The following is a 15,401-nucleotide window of genomic DNA, read 5'->3' as shown; positions in this document are numbered from 1 at the left end:
ATACCTTAAACACCCAATTTTTCATAATTTTGGTAGAATTTTAGCTTATTTTTCTTATTTTTTGTCCGTAATAGTAGGTATTAGCACATCATAGAGCAATAGTATAGATTTGTAAGGATAGTGATATGGCAAGCACGCATTCTTTGACCCCCGATTGTTTAGTAGATTCTAGGCGCGAGCTTCTCGCCCAGCTAGCAAGTACTTATGGCACGCCACTTTATGTCTATGATATGCCAAAAATCGCGCGTAATTTCACAGCATTTAAGCAAGCCTTTAGTGGTCGAAAATCACTTATATGCTACGCCCTGAAAGCAAACTCCAATCTTAGCATTTTGCGCCTTTTAGCTGAACTTGGTAGTGGGGCGGATTGTGTCTCCATCGGCGAGGTTAGGCGCGCGCTTCTAGCTGGAATCCCAGCGTATAAAATTATATTTTCTGGTGTGGGGAAAAGAGATGATGAGATCAGACAAGCACTAGAGCTCGGGATTTTGTTTATCAATGTAGAGTCTTTTGAAGAGCTGCGGCGTGTAGAGACTATCACTAGGGATCTAGCACAAAAGCTAGAATCTAGAAAAGCCCTAGTGCAAAAGGCGCGCATTTCTATCCGTGTCAATCCAAACATCGACCCAAAGACCCACCCCTATATCTCCACAGGTTTGTATGAAAATAAATTTGGCGTGGATATGGATAGTGCGAAACAAATGTACCTCTATGCGCATAAATCCGCATTTTTAGAGCCTATTGGTATCCACTTCCACATAGGTAGCCAGCTTATAGACCTAGATCCACTCACCCAAGCTGCGCGTAAAATTGCTGATTTAGCGCGCGCTCTGCTAGCTCTTGGGATCAATCTGCGCTTTTTTGACATTGGTGGGGGGCTTGGGATATGTTATGAAGATGAGAAGCCTATTGATCTCTATGACTATGCGCAGGGCATTTTAGCTACACTTAGTGGCTGTGATTTGACTATTATTTGCGAGCCGGGTAGAAGGATTGTAGGTGATAGTGGGCTACTACTTACGCGCGTGATTAGCCAAAAGCTCACAGAATCTAAGCGGTTTGTTATTGTTGATGCGGGTATGAATGATTTGATGAGACCGGCGTTGTATGGCGCATATCATCAACCCATTGTGTTGGGCTATGATGGGGATTTGGCTTTGGGTAGTCATAGTGGCGATTTTGTGGATTCTGGGGTTTTTAGCAAAAATACCCAAAGTGTAGCCAACTCGCAGGAGACAGGATTTGCGATGAGAAATCAGGGTTTTGAAGGCGGTAGCGAAGGGATTTATCTAGGCGATAATGAGCAAGCTCCCACCGCAGAATCCACGATTTATCGCGCAAAACCAACGCGAAAACCAAGCAAAGCCGAATCCACCAGCGAGCAGCCAATATCAAAAGCTGACATTGTGGGACCTGTGTGTGAGAGCAGCGATACCTTTTGCAAAAATATCCCACTGCCTCCTTTGCACAATGGCGCATTACTGGGCTTTGAAAATGCTGGGGCGTATGGATACTCTATGGCTAGCACTTATAATGCTAGAATGCGCCCAGCAGAAGTGGGGATTTATGCAGATGGAGCGAGACTGATTAAACCTAGAGAGAGCTTTGAAGCAAGTGTGGCTGATGAGCTAGCCTTGCTAGATTCTAGTAAATAGTCCTACCACCTTTGCTTTGCAAGCGCGGTAGGCAAAGCCCAATGGGTTTTTGAGTAGGGCTATGATTTTATCAATGCGTAGTTGCATTGCTTGCAGGTCTTTACTTAGGGCATTTGCGTAGTCTTCTAGTGCGCGGCTTGTAAAGCTAGATTCTAGCTCTATAAGCTGCTTGGCAAAGGGTTTTGTGCGCCGTGCTAGATCCCACCAGATCGCGCGTTCATAGCCAAACATCGGCAAATGCGTAGAATCTAGCGCGAGATAGGGAGAGCTCCATGGCTTTGGCTCACAAACATAGTGGATAATCTTCCTTGTAGCAAAGCTTTGTGCCATAGGGTTTGCGTGAAAGGGTTTGTAGGTATCATAGAATCGATATTGATTATAAAACTGCGTTTGGAGATTCCAGCATATATCGAGATAGTAGGCATTCTTGCCTACTATGGCATTTAGCGCATCTTGGTCGAAGCATAGCGCATGATAGGTGTTAAGAAATTCTACGCATCGCTGCTCGATTAGCTCTTGTCGCCATTTGGGGAGATTTATGAGCATCATTCCGGAGTTGAAGTAGATATGCTTTGGGCTAAAGTGATAGGGCGCACCTGTGGTATCGCGCGCGCTTAAGGGGGGCTGACTAGAAACCACATCTCTTGTCACCGCTATAATTGAGTCTTGCATATTGCTTGAAAAAACCTCTCTCACATCGCTAAGGGCTAGCATATCAATATCCAAATAGAGAGCTTTTTGCACGCTTGTAGGTACAAATCGTGCTAGAAATAGTCTGCTATAAATCACGCGTGTGGCGTTGATTGGAGCGGTGATCGTATCTAAAAGTGTGGCGCAATCATGTGTGCTAATCGTGCAAGGATGTATGCTATTTAGCAGTGATTGTAGGGCAGGTAGCTTAGCTAGCTCTGCTTGACTCTCTAAATCAAAACCCCTAGAATCCAGTAGGATATGGAATACATAGGGCGCACTATGGCTAGAATCTGTATGCATTACAATGCTGTGTAAAAGCACAGATAGGTATTTGAGATAGGGGGTGGAAGAATTAAAGAATATGTGAAAGCTAGCGCGATCGAGTGTATTTTTTGTGCTTTGTGCTTGACAATCAGTAAAATCCCCCCAAATTGCTTCTGTCTGTGAGCTGTTTAAATGCTTAAGGCACAAATTTTTATCGTTTCTGGCTTGGTATTTGGGCTTTTTCATAGCAAAGCCTTTGAGTAAAGCACAATCTAGCTTAACTCTCATCAATCGCTCCAGTTACACATTGCTTACAAATCACACTTTTAGTAAATTCCCCTTTTTTATGCAGTGTGCGTAGCTCTTGCATTTTCTCCCCTAGCCAGAAGCTCTCTATATCCACGCATCCATTTTGCCTGTAAGATTCTAGTATGTTGCCAAGCACGAGCTGCTCTCCCCAAAATGTGCAGCAAGGAAGCACATTGCCTTCGGCAGTGATGACAAGCTGCTTGTAGGGGAAAGAGCAAGAGAAACTTTGCTTTTTTGCTGTGGTTTTGGAGAGTATAGACTCTTTCTTTTTGGTGGGTAGTACCATCTCTTGCACGCCAATCATATCCACCTTGTCTTGCCAAAATTCTAGGAAATCTTGTAGTTGAAATTCATTCCTTTGTGTGCGTACAAAATTCACACGCACAAGCGGGGTTAGGGAGTTTCGCTCTTTTTTGTAGGCTAGAAGAGTTAGGACATTTTCTACCACGCGCTTATAGTCTCCGCCTGGACGGATAATGTCATAGACTTCTTTAGAGATTGCATCAATAGAAATTTGTAAGCGATCTAGTCCAGAGTCGATTAAGGAGTATATGCGGTTTTGATTAAGCAAAAGTCCATTGCTAGAGAAATACACATCAAGCACTCCAGCTTTCTTGGCATAGATGATAAAGCGTTCTAAATCCTTGCGCAAAAGTGGTTCGTTTAGGTAGTTTAGCTTGATTGCCTTTAGTCCCTTAGGTACGCCATCATCGATGATTTTGCAAAAGAGCTCATAAGGGAAGTTAATATGGGATTTTTCTGTATTGTTCTCCATTGATAGTGGGCACATAGGGCAGGCGAGATTACAAGTAGCATTTAGCTCAAAGTCGATTTGCAAGGGGTAGGGGGTGATTATCTCTAGCTGTTGTGCTTTAGCGTAAGTGTCTCGGTAGTTGCGCCAAAGTATAGGGTTATTGATGGCTTGTAGGCTCTCAATCTTGTGTGCCCCTAGAATCCCTGTAAGCTCGCTTGCATTGCGTTGTAGTTCCATACTAGTCCTTTGTGCTTTGCTGCCATAGTGCCCAAGGTGCATTGCCACTGCTCCATAGCTCTATGAGTTTATTTCTATCGCGCAAAGTATCCATACACTGCCAGAATCCATAATGTTTATAGGCATAGAGATTTTTAGAAGCGCATAGATTGCGTAATGGCTCTTGCTCAAAGACGCAGCCCATATCGCTTGAAAGATACTCAAACACGCTAGGCTCACAGATAAAAAACCCAGCATTGATCCACCCACCTTGCGCGCTAGAATCCAGCGTGGCTAGATCGCCTTTAGGCTTTTCACAAAATGAGTCAACTCGCTCTCCACTCTCATCAAAGTTTAGTGCGCCAAATCGCCCTTCGGGCAGTACGGAAGTCATCGTTAGCGCGCCTTTGTGTGCCTTATGGAAATCTAGCAGTGCGTGCAGGTCAATATCGCCTAGTCCATCGCCGTAAGTTAGGGCAAATCTTTCATTGCTTACATAGTTTTTTGCTTGATAGATCCTACTGCCTGTCATATTTTCTTGCCCAGTGTAGAGTATGGTGATCGTCCAAGGCTCGACTTTGTTGCTGTGGATTTGTAAGGAGTTTGTGGAGAGATCAATAGTTACATTGCTATAGCGCATAGTGTAGTTTGTGAAGTATTCTTTAATAATGTGGGATTTGTAGCCCGTTAAGATGATGAAGTCATTAAATCCATAGAATCCATAGAGCTTCATAATGTGCCATAAAATGGGGTAGCCACCGATCTCTACCATAGGCTTTGGCTTGAAGCTTGTCTCTTCGGCAAGCCTTGTTCCAAGCCCACCGGCTAAAATTAGAACTTTCACGCTACACCTTTCATCTTGTGCTTTAAGTAAAACTTTTGCGAGATTATAGGGGTAAAAAGTTTTAATCATACTTAATAATTAAGTAATTATTACTTATAAAAATAGAATTTAAAGAAAATATTACTTTGTTTATTTTTATGCTAAGAGTTTATATGCTTGCAAAAACTCCAAATAGCAAGGTCGCTTATGTCAAGCTCCACACCTAAGCTAGAATCTAGCCAAGCCTCTAAAGTACCCAAACAAAAAAGCGGTAAGCAGCTCTCCCAGCGCGATATGGCTGGGATTTTGGGTATTGATACTAAAACGCTCTACAATTGGAAAAAGCATAAGCCAAATCTTTATCGTATCGTTATGTTGGGCTTTAAATTTGACGAGTTGCTAGAGTGTAGCAAAAGAAACTATGTAGAGCTTTTGGAGATAGAAGCGCGCTTTACTTAGTGGCATTAGCTAGGGCTTAATGCAATCTACTTGGCTAGATTCTAGCTAGAATCTACTTCGCGCGTGCTTCTAGGGATTTGGCTAGGCGACTTAGTGGAAAGCACATCGCAAAATACCCCACAAGTAGCGCGCTATATATTACAAATGCCGCTGTAGGGATAGAGCGATTTGCTTCTATGATCTGGCGTCCTACTTGTAGCATATCAGCAATACCGATGAAAAGTAACAGCGAAGTGGTCTTAATCAGCCTTGTAAAAAGATTAATAAGCCCGGGTAAGAGTCGCTTATTAGCAATGGGTAAGATGATAAAGAGCTGCACACTAAGAGTGGAGAGCCCAAGAGATAGGGCGGCTTCTTTTTGGTGCTTATCGACACTCTGTAACGCCCCTCTTACTAGATCTGCCATCTCAGCACCTCCCCAAAAGCTAAAGACAAGCACTGCTACTGCGACATTTGATAGACTTATATGCAAGAGCTGGGGCAAGCCAAAGTAGCACACATAGAGCAAAGCTAGGATAGGGATAAGTCGCACAGATTCTAGGTAGAGCTTGCAGGCTATGCGTAAAATCCTAGAGCTAGACACCATCATAAGTCCCACAATCGTGCCAATGACGATGGAGCAAGCAATTGCAGTAAATGCGATAGAGAAGCTAATGCCAATTCCTTGCAAGAGTCTAGTGAGATTATGGATATTATAGAGTACTTCCATTACAACTTCCTTTGTGCTTCTTATAATTGCTTGTTTAGGTGGGATTCTAGCGCGCTTGCTGCTAAAGAAATGGGCAAAAGCAACACGACATACATTAAAAGTAGCATAGTGAGAGCCTCATAAGTTTTCCCATATAAGTCAATAATATCTTTACTAATGTATAAAATATCTCCTAATGCCAAAATCCCTACAACAGAAGTTTCCTTGATGAGAAAGATCACATTTGCTGTGATCCCGGGCAGGGCGATTCCAAGTCCTTGAGGTAGCACAACAAAGCGTAGCACGCTTAGTCGCGATAGCCCTATGCTAAGCGCGGATTCTACTTGAGTCTTGCTAATGCTCCCAAGTCCAGCGCGGAGACTCTCGCACATATACCCCCCGCCAAGAAATGCCAGTGCAGTAGTCGCACAAGCAAAGGCAGAGAGCGTAATCCCAACCTTTGGCAAAGCAAAATAGAGAAAGAAGAGATGAATAAGTAGGGGTGTGTTGCGCGCTATTTCGACATAGCTTGTGATACTTAAGCGCGTAGCTTGTAAAAGCGCGCGCTTAAGCTTGCTACTATTAGCTAGTTCGCGCTCACACTCTATAAGCACACACGCACACAAAAGTCCTACAACAATCGCTAGTGTAATGCCACAAAGCGAGATGGTGATTGTAAGAAGTAGTCCGCTTTTAAACAGCCCAATATGCTGCCAAATAAATGCAAAATCAAGCATTGTGTGCTTGCACGATTTGATAGAGCGCAGAGATTCCATCTACGCAGCTTTGTGGCGCACCATCTCTGCGTGTTTTAGCGATAGATTCTACAAGCTCCCTTACTTGCGTGGCACTAAAGCGTGTGTGGTCAAACACGACAATGGCAAGCTCATCGCCTACTTGCAAGAAATATTGCTCATAGCGTGGCATATAGCGAGTAGCACCAATAGAGATGAGTGCTTGGCGAGGGTAGCCTGCTTGCACGAGAATCTGGGGGAGATCTTCTAGGACACCAAAGTCCTTTTGTGTATTAAGCTTGCAAGCGATCCACTCAGTAAGTTTGCTATAAAAGTAGCTATAAGAGTGCAGTGCGCTACATTCGCCATAGGGCACAAACTCTGTGCCTTTATGTGAGATAAAAGAGGCGATTGAGTAGCGTTGGCAAATCCCAGATTTTGTGAAAGTATCGATAGAGATTTTTGTGCCAAGCCCTTTGGAGCCAAGGGAGAAATTTTTCTTTTGTGAGATTTTTGTGGCATAGCAGTCGTTGCGTACAGAAGCATCATTACACGCCATAAAAAACTTTGGCACAACGGCTTTAACTAGCCTTTGCACGCTAGAATCTATATCTTCATAGATGATCTCGCACTCTAGGGCGACTTCTGGTTCTGCTTGTATGCGCTTAGTAGAATCTTGTGGCAAGATTATGGCTTTATCATTAAAACAGTCGCGCCCTAATGTAGCAGAGTTAGGCACATAAAATGGAAAAACCCCCTTAGGTGCATTTGCATCATCGCATACGATGTTGGCAAAATCCTTTGCTTCTCCTGCTTGCTCTAGGTGGTTAGCGAAATTCCCCGCGAGTCCAAAGCTAATGATTGCCTGTTTATCTGCTTGCATAAGTGTCCTTGCGGATAAAATAAACGCGATTCTAGCCAACTTTGCACAAAACGCTACTAATTTTTATAAAATTTCTCTCACAAAAGTCCAAATCTACGCATTTGCAGCGTTTGCACCTTGCTAGGAGTAAGCCAAAGGGTGCGAGATAGATTCTAGGCTAGAATCTAGTAGGCTTGCTAGAGTCTGCTATGCTTGCGGGCTCAATGTTACAATGTTTGTAAGGATTGTTGTATGGATTCTAGGAGGCGTGGTATGTTTGCTCTAAGTTTGCGCACAGCTCTGCCATATACGCTCCCAATTTTTGTAGGCTATGTACTTATGTGCGCGGTGGCGTTTTTGCATCATAGCTTTGGGTTCTAGGTTGTGTGGGTGGGGCGATTTTAGGCGGATATGTGTGCAAAAATACTAGGCGATGTAGAGTGCCTTTTATGGGGATGCTTGTGAGCTTTTTGTGTCTTTTGTTCTTTGGGAAAGAGCTGTTCTTGATCCCAGCACTTGTGCTAATATGCGCATTGCTATTTTATGATACTATGAGTAAAAAACCGATACAATGAATTCTTTCAGCTTTCCTAAGGATATAAATGAGAATCTGGCTACTACTTTTATGTAGTGCGCTTATTATACAGTCTATATGTGCACACCCTATAAGCCACAAGGGGATCAAAAAAAGTGATGATGTGCTCTATGCACCTCCTAGATTCTATGGCTCTCAAAATAGGGATTTGGCTTTGTGTGCAAGGGGATTAGCCTGTGGGCTAGGATCAGGGATTTCTTCGGCTCGACTCATCGATAGATCATTAGTTTTATCTTCCTTACAAGCCTTGAAAACGAGCGCGGTGCAAGGTGCAAGCACACAAGCAGGTTTCTTTAGTAAAAATCTCAATTCTAGCTCTACAATCTTAGAATCCCAAACAGAAAATAAAAAACTAGCCACTGCAATTCCTAGCATCTTAGAAGAGAGTCGCGTGCAGAAATTAGATTCTAAGCCTACTTACTACAAGCCAGACTCGCCTAATACTTATCTTAATACAACCATAGGTTTGCTTGGTGGGGGGATTATCGTTAGTATCATTGGGCTATATATTATGCCAGAGAGCGTTACAAATTGGGATCGCTCGCGCTTTGGCTTTAAGGCATGGCTGCAAGATGTAAAAATAGGACCTGTCATTGATGTGGATAATTTTTGGCTAAATGGTGTGGCACACCCATACTTTGGTGCGGTGTATTATATGCAACCGCGTGTGGCTGGATACTCGTGGGCAGAATCTGCGCTATTTTCTTTTATTACTTCATCGATTTTTTGGGAGTATGGGATTGAGGCATTTGTGGAGATCCCAAGCTGGCAAGATCTTATCTATACGCCTGCTATGGGCTCGATATTTGGTGAGATTTTTTACCAGAGTACCAAATATATCCAGTCTAACGACAATCGCCTCTTTGGCTCTAGGATTCTAGGGCTGATTGTTGTAGGGCTTATGGATCCTATCGGGGTGATTATGCGCGACTTTGGGCTAGCGAAGTCTATGGGTGCGCATGATGTGCGCCAAATCACTTCCTATGCTATGCCGATGAGAGTAGGCTTTGCTATGCGCTTTTAAGCAAAAGCCTGCTATAAAGCAAGTTTTTTTACTAAGGATTATCTATGCACACTATTTCTAAGCTTGCCAAGCTTCCTACATGCTATGGCGACTTTCTTATCCAATCTTTTAGAGAAACCCTAGAATCTAGCGGCGCAGTGCTGGAGCATTTAGTTGTGATGACACCACATCTCCCGGAAAATCCGCTTGTACGCGTGCATTCTGAGTGCTTGACAGGCGATGTCTTTGGCTCGTGTAAATGCGATTGTGGACCAGAGCTAGATATGGCGATGAAAAAAATAGCTAAGGATGCTAGTGGTGCAAATGGAGCAAAAGGTGGTGGTATGCTTATCTACTTACGTCAAGAAGGCAGAGGTATAGGGCTGTTTAATAAGGTCAACGCCTATGCCTTGCAAGATCAAGGACTTGATACTGTGGAGGCAAATATCAAGCTAGGCTTTAAAAGCGATGATAGAAGCTATGGCATCGTGCAAGAGATTTTTACACATTATGGGATTAAAAGAGTGCGCTTGCTTACCAATAATCCGCGCAAGATAGAGACAATTAGCGCGTATGTGGAAGTGGAGCGGGAGAGCATCATTGTAGAGAGTAATGAGCATAATGCCAAGTATCTTGCTATCAAAAAGCAAAAGCTAGGGCATTTGCTCTAACTGAAGTGAGGTAGACTATGGGGAGAATCACTCTTGCACAAGGTAGTGGCGGTGCAGCGACAAGCGCACTCATCGATAAGGTGTTTTTAGCGCATTTGCGTGAGCTTTTTGTCTCGCTGGGTGAAGATGCTGGCGTGGTGCGTGCAAATGGACTTCTTGCGTGTAGTACAGATAGCTTTGTGATCACGCCTATTTGCTTCCCCGGGGGCGATATTGGCAAGCTTAGTGTGTGTGGGAGTAGTAATGATGTGGCGATGATGGGTGCAAAACCTCTGTATATGAGCTTTGGTTTTATGCTAGAAGAGGGCTTTAGTATAGAGCTATTAGAATCCATTATCCAAAGTATCAAACAAGAGCTTATGCAGACAAATATCGCAATTATTAGTGCAGATACAAAAGTCCTGCCAAAAGGTAGCATTGATCAAATTTTCATCAACACCACTTGTATAGGTGAGATTCTACTGCCTAATGTTTCTACACAAGCTCTAAGCGTGGGCGATAGCATTATCATCTCTGCGCCCATAGGTGCGCACGGGGCAAGTATCTTTGCTTCGCGGGAAAATATCGGGCTAGAATCTAGCGTGCAAAGCGACTGCGCCCAGCTCTACCCTATGCTAGCACCACTATTTGTAAGCGACCTTACGATCCACACAATGCGTGATGCCACGCGTGGCGGACTTGCAGCTGTGCTGTATGAGTGGGTGCAGGGCAGGGAGTTGTGCATTGAGATTGATGAAAAGGCTCTGCCTATTGATGAGGGCGTGCAGGGGATTTGTGAAATTTTAGGACTTGAGCCTACATACTTGGCAAATGAAGGGGTATGTGTGCTAGCAGTCAAAGAGCAAGATGCGCACAAGGCGTGTGAAATGCTTCGTGCGCATACTTTAGGGAGTAGGGCTTGTGTGGTAGGTAGGGTCTGTGCGCCTAGCAAACAGACACAATCGCGCGTAGTTTTGGTGAATGAGTGGGGTGGAAAGCGGTTTATGGAGTATCCTGATGGTGAGTTGCTCCCTAGAATCTGCTAGAGTGCTAAAGCCCAATATGAAAGAGAGAGTATGAAAAGTCCCTGCTACCCTAAACTACTTTTTATCGCTGATTGTTATAAATACACACATGCTACGATGTATCCAAATGGCGTGGAAGAAGTGTATAGCGTGCTTTACTGCCGTAATCCGGGACTTGATTTATCTGCGCTGAATGGTCATATCGTAGCCTTTGGTATGCGCCAAGCGATAAAAAAGCTCTATGGCTTATATGAGGAGTTTATAAACGCACCTAAAGAGATCGTGCAAGCAGGGTTAGAGTTTTTGTATAGCGATTTTATGAAGCTAGATTTTGGCACGGAGTCTTATCGCTTGTTAGTGGGCAAGTGGCTTTCCTTACCTAAGACTATGCCACTTGCTTTTAAAATCCTGCCAGAGGGGAGCTTTATTGCTTCAAATACGCCTATTATTACCATTTCTTGCGATCAGGCGCAGCACTGCTGGTTTGTTAATTTTGTAGAGACTTATTTGAACTCGGAGTTATGGAAGAGTTGCTTTGTCGCTACACAAGCTGCGCTTTTTAAGCGCATAGAATACGATTGCACGGGTGTATATATCGATGAGAGTTATAACTTCCACGATTTCTCCCAGCGCGGTATGAATGGCATAGCTGATTGCTATGCTTCATCGATGGGGCATTTGCTCTTTTTTAGCGGAAGTGATTCTATGATGGCGTTGCAAAATGTGTGCGAAAACTATGGCGGTGATGTAAGTATGCTAGGTTCAATTCCTGCGAGTGAGCATAGTGTGATGTGCCTAGGTGGGGAGAGTGGCGAACTAGAGAGTTTTAAGCGTATTATGCGATCTTTTCCTACTTCTATGGTCTCAATTGTGGCAGATACTTGGAATCTATGGGCAATTATCCAAGCATTACGAGATGATAAAGAAGCTTATGCGATGATACAAGAGCGTCCCAAGCCCATCGTGCTAAGACCAGACTCTGGCGATCCTTTTACAATCCTTACAGGCGATGACAATGCTAGTGATTGGCGCGCGAAAATGGGCGTGATACGGCTTGTTGATGAGAACTTTGGGCTTGATAGGGTGAAAATTATTTATGGGGATGCGATCACACCTGTGCGCGCTAGGAAAATCTATGAGTGGTGCAAGGCTAACGGCTATAACCCCACGAAATTTCTAAGCTTTGGGGTTGGGAGTTATGCGTATAACTCAGGCATACGCGATGATGTAGGGCTTGTTAGTAAGATGACTTGGGCTAAGATTGATGGCAAGGCTTGCAATCTTATCAAGCAGCCAATCACCGGAAATGAAAAGACTTCACTCTCTGGTAAAGTCGCGCTAAACGCACGCTATGAGGTCGTGCAGTTTTTGGATAAAGAGCTTGCAGATGATAGGCTCACAACAGAGCTTAGCCTGCCTAGCTTGCGCGATTTACGCGCTTTTTGTAAGCGGGAGTTCCTACGCGTGGTGCAAGGTTAGCACACTAGAATCTAGGCTGGATTCTGCGACATTACAAAATTTTTCAATCCCTTGTAAATCTCTTCGCCCCGTTTATCTATGTCTTCTTTATACCAAGCATTTTTTTCTTCTTTGGCTGCTAAATCCTTCACTTCTTTTAAGTTTAAGTTATCTGAAGATTCTTTATATATTTCTTTCTTTTTAGCGAAGAAGTTGTTGGCACATTTAATATTGCGCTTGCTGTCAAGCAGAATCTTATTGCCTATCTTCTCTAAATATTCTGCGTGGCTATTTTCATCCCAGCCATCAAAGCAAGCATTCTGCCACTCCTTGGGCAAAATATGTTCAATTTGCAACTTAGAAACATCAATAGGGTTTGAAAAATCACCATAAATATGGGCATAAAGATAGAGCAAGTATTTAACTCTTCTGCTGTTAGCTGTTTTAAGGTCATCAAAAAACGATTCTTCATCTGGATATGAGACTTTTACAATTTCACTGCTCAAAGGTTTATTATGTAAAAGATCAACATTAAGTTTAAATGCAATATGGTCGGTTTTGTTGGTGTTAGCTTGATCATTAATGAGGAGTAGGCTCATCATTTTAAGTAATTCTAGTAATGGTGCTTCAAAAGCATTGCTAATCACATTTTTATCAATACTTTCGCATATAAATTGCTCTTTATTTTTCCACACTAAACAACTCACAAACGATTTCCAGCTTGAGTTTTGGAAGAGAAAAAGCACATCCATATATAAAAGTGATTTATCTTGCAGATAATCTTGTGGCTTTAGCCAAAAATTTGTCAAAAGAGTGATGAAAGACATCGTTTCATCTTTATATAGCCATTTGTCCCTATAGCCATAAGTTACCTTTTTCTTACTATTTCCTTTACTTTCTTTCGTAAAAAAGTCTAAAAGGTTAGGTGTGTTGTATCAGAATCGTTATTTTCCGCCCTAATAATGTGCATATACTGCAAAAAGAGAAAATCAAGATTCACATCTTTATTACTCTCCATGCTCTCTATATTTGCTTCAATCCCACTCCATTGAGCGATAAAGCTATCGATATTGCCTTGCTCTTTGTGGTGTTTATATAAATATCCCTTTAGTATATCAGCATTGGAGAGTGGCATTCCGCGAGAATTAAGTGTATTAAAAATTGTCATTGCAGATTCTTGACTATCGCATACTACAAATAATACAAAGAGATTTTTGCCCAAGACAAACTTACAAAACTTACTCCAGCTAAGTGCTTGGGAGTCTTTGAACTCTTTTAATCTATCTTTAAAATATAAATAGTTTTGCACATAAGGTGAGCGATTATTTTTTATTTTCTTATTATCTTTTTGTATTAAATTCTCATCAATTGTATCACTTAAAATCTTGTTGAGATTCTCTTTCTCTTTTTCTGTAGTGACATCACTTCGCAAACGTTGCTTGTCAAAGTGAAACCCTTCATCATTTTCATACTCCCACAAGCATTTGCCAAACGCTTTTTCATTATCCCCCTTTTCTTTTGCTTTTTCTGTTTTGAAACATTCATAAAATGCTCGAAAAAGCAGAGTGAAAGTCGTGATTCTCTGCTGTCCATCAATGATTTGAAATTCATCTTTCTTTTCTTTAAATGCAATAATAGAGCCTAGAAAATACTCATCACCACTATCGCTATCATCCTTATCATTAAAAGCATCAAAAGCATTGACAATATCATTCCACAATGTTTCACATTCATTTATCCCCCATCTATATGGGCGTTGATACGGTGGGATAATAAACTTTACACCCTCTTCGCTTAGCATTTTTGCAATATATTTTGTATGACTGTCGAATGTCATAATAATCGCTCCTTACTATAGAATACTAGACTATAGCGCAGGTCGTTTTTTTTGTCAAACTTTTGGGTGAAGATGGTGGGATCGATAAGAGTTGAGATAAATTGTAATACCAACATAGTAGTTTTCAAGCTAGCAAGATTGGGCTAGTACCAGTAAACTTTAAGCTCGTGCATAAGCCTTAGAACCCTAGCAGATCACGCTCATTAGGACTTAGATTCCCTTGATCACTTAGGTAGAAATACTTGCGCAGGACAAGCAGGTTGCACGCTTCTTCTATGTGTGGGTTTTGGAAAGCTTGGCAGTAGATGTTGGCATTGTGAATAATTTCTTTTGCTGCTTTTTCATTGTGGAGAAAAAACTCGAGCAAGGAGTCGAGATTACCATAGTCATCATCAAGCAAGGCGTAATGCACATTTTCTTGGAGCTTTTCTTCCATAAACCAGCTTTCATAGCGCGGCTTTGGCATAATGCAAAGGCTATTGCTCCCTAGAATCCATTTAAGATTGCTTGCTACATCATTGCCTTCTAGGCTTAGGAGAAACTTATAGTGTAAATGCTCTTTTTTGGAGATTTTAGGCTTAGTGTAGGCGGGGTGTTCATCTGCACTGCCTGTATGTCCTAGGTTGCAGAGTGGATGGGAGAAATATTGCTGTAAAAACTTGCTTCTATGCTCTTGCGGACACGCCCCACGGAAGAAGAGCAAATCGTGTTTTTTCTCATAGGGGATAGGGTCTTTAATGAAGCTAAAGTGGCGGTGTTTTTCGAGCTGGAGAATGATGCTGTTGGCGTTATTGTGGGTTTGGCTAGTTTCAGTAAGTAATTTATTTGTTTGCAAGGCGGTTTTGCCATCACTCAATGTGCTAGAATCTAACCTTTCGTCGTTGCAGGTGTTGTTTGTTAGCAACGCGTGGCAATCTACAAGATCATCGCTATTATTACTCCTAAGCATTACACGCCCATCTATTGGTCTAGTCTTCGTAATCGCTGGGCTTGTGAGATAGTAATTTACATCACTAAACTCATAATTCCACACAAAGTGGTCTGGGAAGTAGCGCGTCCATTGATATGAATCATAGAAATACACGCTTGAGTGGTCTTTACTAAGCTTATTTTCGCGCAAATAGCCAAAGTGTGGTGGCACGATAGTGTCTCGCATAGGTTTTGTGGCAGGGAGTGCGAAAGGCTTTGGGGTAAAGTGGGTATTTAGCTTATGGTAGTGGGCTACGCGCGCGGCGATAGAATCTAGTATGCGAACATCTAGGGTAAAGATGGCTTTAAGTTTAGATTCTAGGAGTGCTTGTGGGATAGCCCTTGGCAGTAGCATTCTATATATGCCTTTAAGATTATAGATAATTTTTGCGCCCATTTGTCTTGCT

16 protein-coding genes are annotated in these 15,401 nt (G+C 42.5%); 7 read left to right on the top strand and 9 right to left on the bottom strand.

The features are described 5' to 3' along the window. The first annotated feature begins 125 nt into the window (after positions 1 to 125). Positions 126 to 1,655, top strand: a complete 1,530-nt coding sequence (lysA, locus tag IKB69_RS00390) for a diaminopimelate decarboxylase (RefSeq protein WP_290944969.1) — start codon at positions 126 to 128, stop codon at positions 1,653 to 1,655. Here lysA and IKB69_RS00385 read toward each other — a convergent pair. The 3 genes from IKB69_RS00385 to rfbF are packed head-to-tail and all read right to left on the bottom strand — an operon-like array spanning position 1,638 to position 4,735. Then, a complete protein-coding gene (locus tag IKB69_RS00385) occupies positions 1,638 to 2,858 on the bottom strand; it encodes a glycosyltransferase family 8 protein (RefSeq protein ID WP_290944967.1) in 1,221 nt (406 codons plus the stop codon). The genes lysA and IKB69_RS00385 overlap by 18 nt on opposite strands. 31 nt (positions 2,859 to 2,889) lie before the next feature. Next, entirely contained in the window at positions 2,890 to 3,912 is a 1,023-nt protein-coding gene (locus IKB69_RS00380; RefSeq protein WP_290944965.1) for a radical SAM protein, read from the bottom strand. 1 nt (position 3,913) lies between these two features. Further along, positions 3,914 to 4,735 carry a glucose-1-phosphate cytidylyltransferase gene (gene rfbF / locus IKB69_RS00375; RefSeq protein WP_290944963.1) on the bottom strand — a complete coding sequence of 274 codons (822 nt, stop codon included), beginning with the start codon at positions 4,733 to 4,735 and terminating at the stop codon, positions 3,914 to 3,916. Between the two features lie 273 nt (positions 4,736 to 5,008). Here rfbF and IKB69_RS00370 point away from each other — a divergent pair, with 273 nt between their 5' ends. Continuing rightward, on the top strand, positions 5,009 to 5,173 hold the full coding sequence (locus tag IKB69_RS00370) for a transcriptional regulator (protein ID WP_290945097.1): 165 nt from the start codon (positions 5,009 to 5,011) through the stop codon (positions 5,171 to 5,173). A gap of 52 nt (positions 5,174 to 5,225) precedes the next feature. Here IKB69_RS00370 and IKB69_RS00365 read toward each other — a convergent pair whose 3' ends face one another. Genes IKB69_RS00365 through IKB69_RS00355 form a run of 3 tightly spaced genes read right to left on the bottom strand, consistent with a single transcriptional unit; the run spans position 5,226 to position 7,478 of the window. Next, on the bottom strand, positions 5,226 to 5,882 hold the full coding sequence (locus tag IKB69_RS00365) for an amino acid ABC transporter permease (protein WP_290944961.1): 657 nt from the start codon (positions 5,880 to 5,882) through the stop codon (positions 5,226 to 5,228). A gap of 20 nt (positions 5,883 to 5,902) precedes the next feature. Then, a complete protein-coding gene (locus IKB69_RS00360) occupies positions 5,903 to 6,598 on the bottom strand; it encodes an amino acid ABC transporter permease (RefSeq protein WP_290945095.1) in 696 nt (231 codons plus the stop codon). Continuing rightward, positions 6,591 to 7,478 (bottom strand): DUF5718 family protein, encoded by an 888-nt coding sequence (locus tag IKB69_RS00355; protein WP_290944959.1) that lies wholly within the window; start codon positions 7,476 to 7,478, stop codon positions 6,591 to 6,593. Before IKB69_RS00355 ends, IKB69_RS00360 begins: the two co-directional genes overlap by 8 nt. Before the next feature lie 231 nt (positions 7,479 to 7,709). On the opposite strand from IKB69_RS00355, the gene IKB69_RS00350 reads away from it, so the two are divergent. The 5 genes from IKB69_RS00350 (at position 7,710) to IKB69_RS00330 (ending at position 12,209) form a co-directional block, all read left to right on the top strand. Then, complete coding sequence (locus tag IKB69_RS00350; protein WP_290944958.1) at positions 7,710 to 7,838, top strand: hypothetical protein; 129 nt, start codon at positions 7,710 to 7,712, stop codon at positions 7,836 to 7,838. A 221-nt stretch (positions 7,839 to 8,059) separates the two neighbouring features. Beyond that, positions 8,060 to 9,076: a DUF3943 domain-containing protein gene (locus IKB69_RS00345; RefSeq protein ID WP_290944956.1), complete on the top strand. Its 1,017-nt coding sequence runs from the start codon at positions 8,060 to 8,062 to the stop codon at positions 9,074 to 9,076. Between the two features lie 44 nt (positions 9,077 to 9,120). Beyond that, complete coding sequence (gene ribA, locus IKB69_RS00340) at positions 9,121 to 9,726, top strand: GTP cyclohydrolase II (RefSeq protein WP_290944954.1); 606 nt, start codon at positions 9,121 to 9,123, stop codon at positions 9,724 to 9,726. A gap of 17 nt (positions 9,727 to 9,743) precedes the next feature. Next, positions 9,744 to 10,751 (top strand): hydrogenase expression/formation protein HypE, encoded by a 1,008-nt coding sequence (hypE, locus tag IKB69_RS00335; RefSeq protein WP_290944953.1) that lies wholly within the window; start codon positions 9,744 to 9,746, stop codon positions 10,749 to 10,751. Between the two features lie 30 nt (positions 10,752 to 10,781). Then, positions 10,782 to 12,209: a nicotinamide phosphoribosyltransferase domain-containing protein gene (locus IKB69_RS00330; RefSeq protein WP_290944951.1), complete on the top strand. Its 1,428-nt coding sequence runs from the start codon at positions 10,782 to 10,784 to the stop codon at positions 12,207 to 12,209. 11 nt (positions 12,210 to 12,220) lie between these two features. Here the strand turns inward: IKB69_RS00330 and IKB69_RS00325 are convergent, their stop codons facing one another. The 3 genes from IKB69_RS00325 to IKB69_RS00315 form a co-directional block, all read right to left on the bottom strand. Beyond that, positions 12,221 to 12,940: an HNH endonuclease family protein gene (locus tag IKB69_RS00325; protein WP_290944949.1), complete on the bottom strand. Its 720-nt coding sequence runs from the start codon at positions 12,938 to 12,940 to the stop codon at positions 12,221 to 12,223. Positions 12,941 to 13,101: 161 nt separating this feature from the next. After that, positions 13,102 to 14,025, bottom strand: coding sequence for a DUF262 domain-containing protein (locus tag IKB69_RS00320; RefSeq protein WP_290944947.1), 924 nt, complete (start codon positions 14,023 to 14,025; stop codon positions 13,102 to 13,104). 178 nt (positions 14,026 to 14,203) lie between these two features. Then, entirely contained in the window at positions 14,204 to 15,391 is a 1,188-nt protein-coding gene (locus IKB69_RS00315; RefSeq protein WP_290944945.1) for a glycosyl transferase family 90, read from the bottom strand. Between the last annotated feature and the right edge of the window lie 10 nt (positions 15,392 to 15,401).

The sequence above is a fragment of the Helicobacter sp. genome (genome assembly GCF_017502485.1).
GTDB lineage: Bacteria > Campylobacterota > Campylobacteria > Campylobacterales > Helicobacteraceae > Helicobacter_B.
The sequence above is the reverse complement of the archived record's forward strand: the minus strand, read 5'-3'. Positions and strand labels throughout refer to the sequence as shown.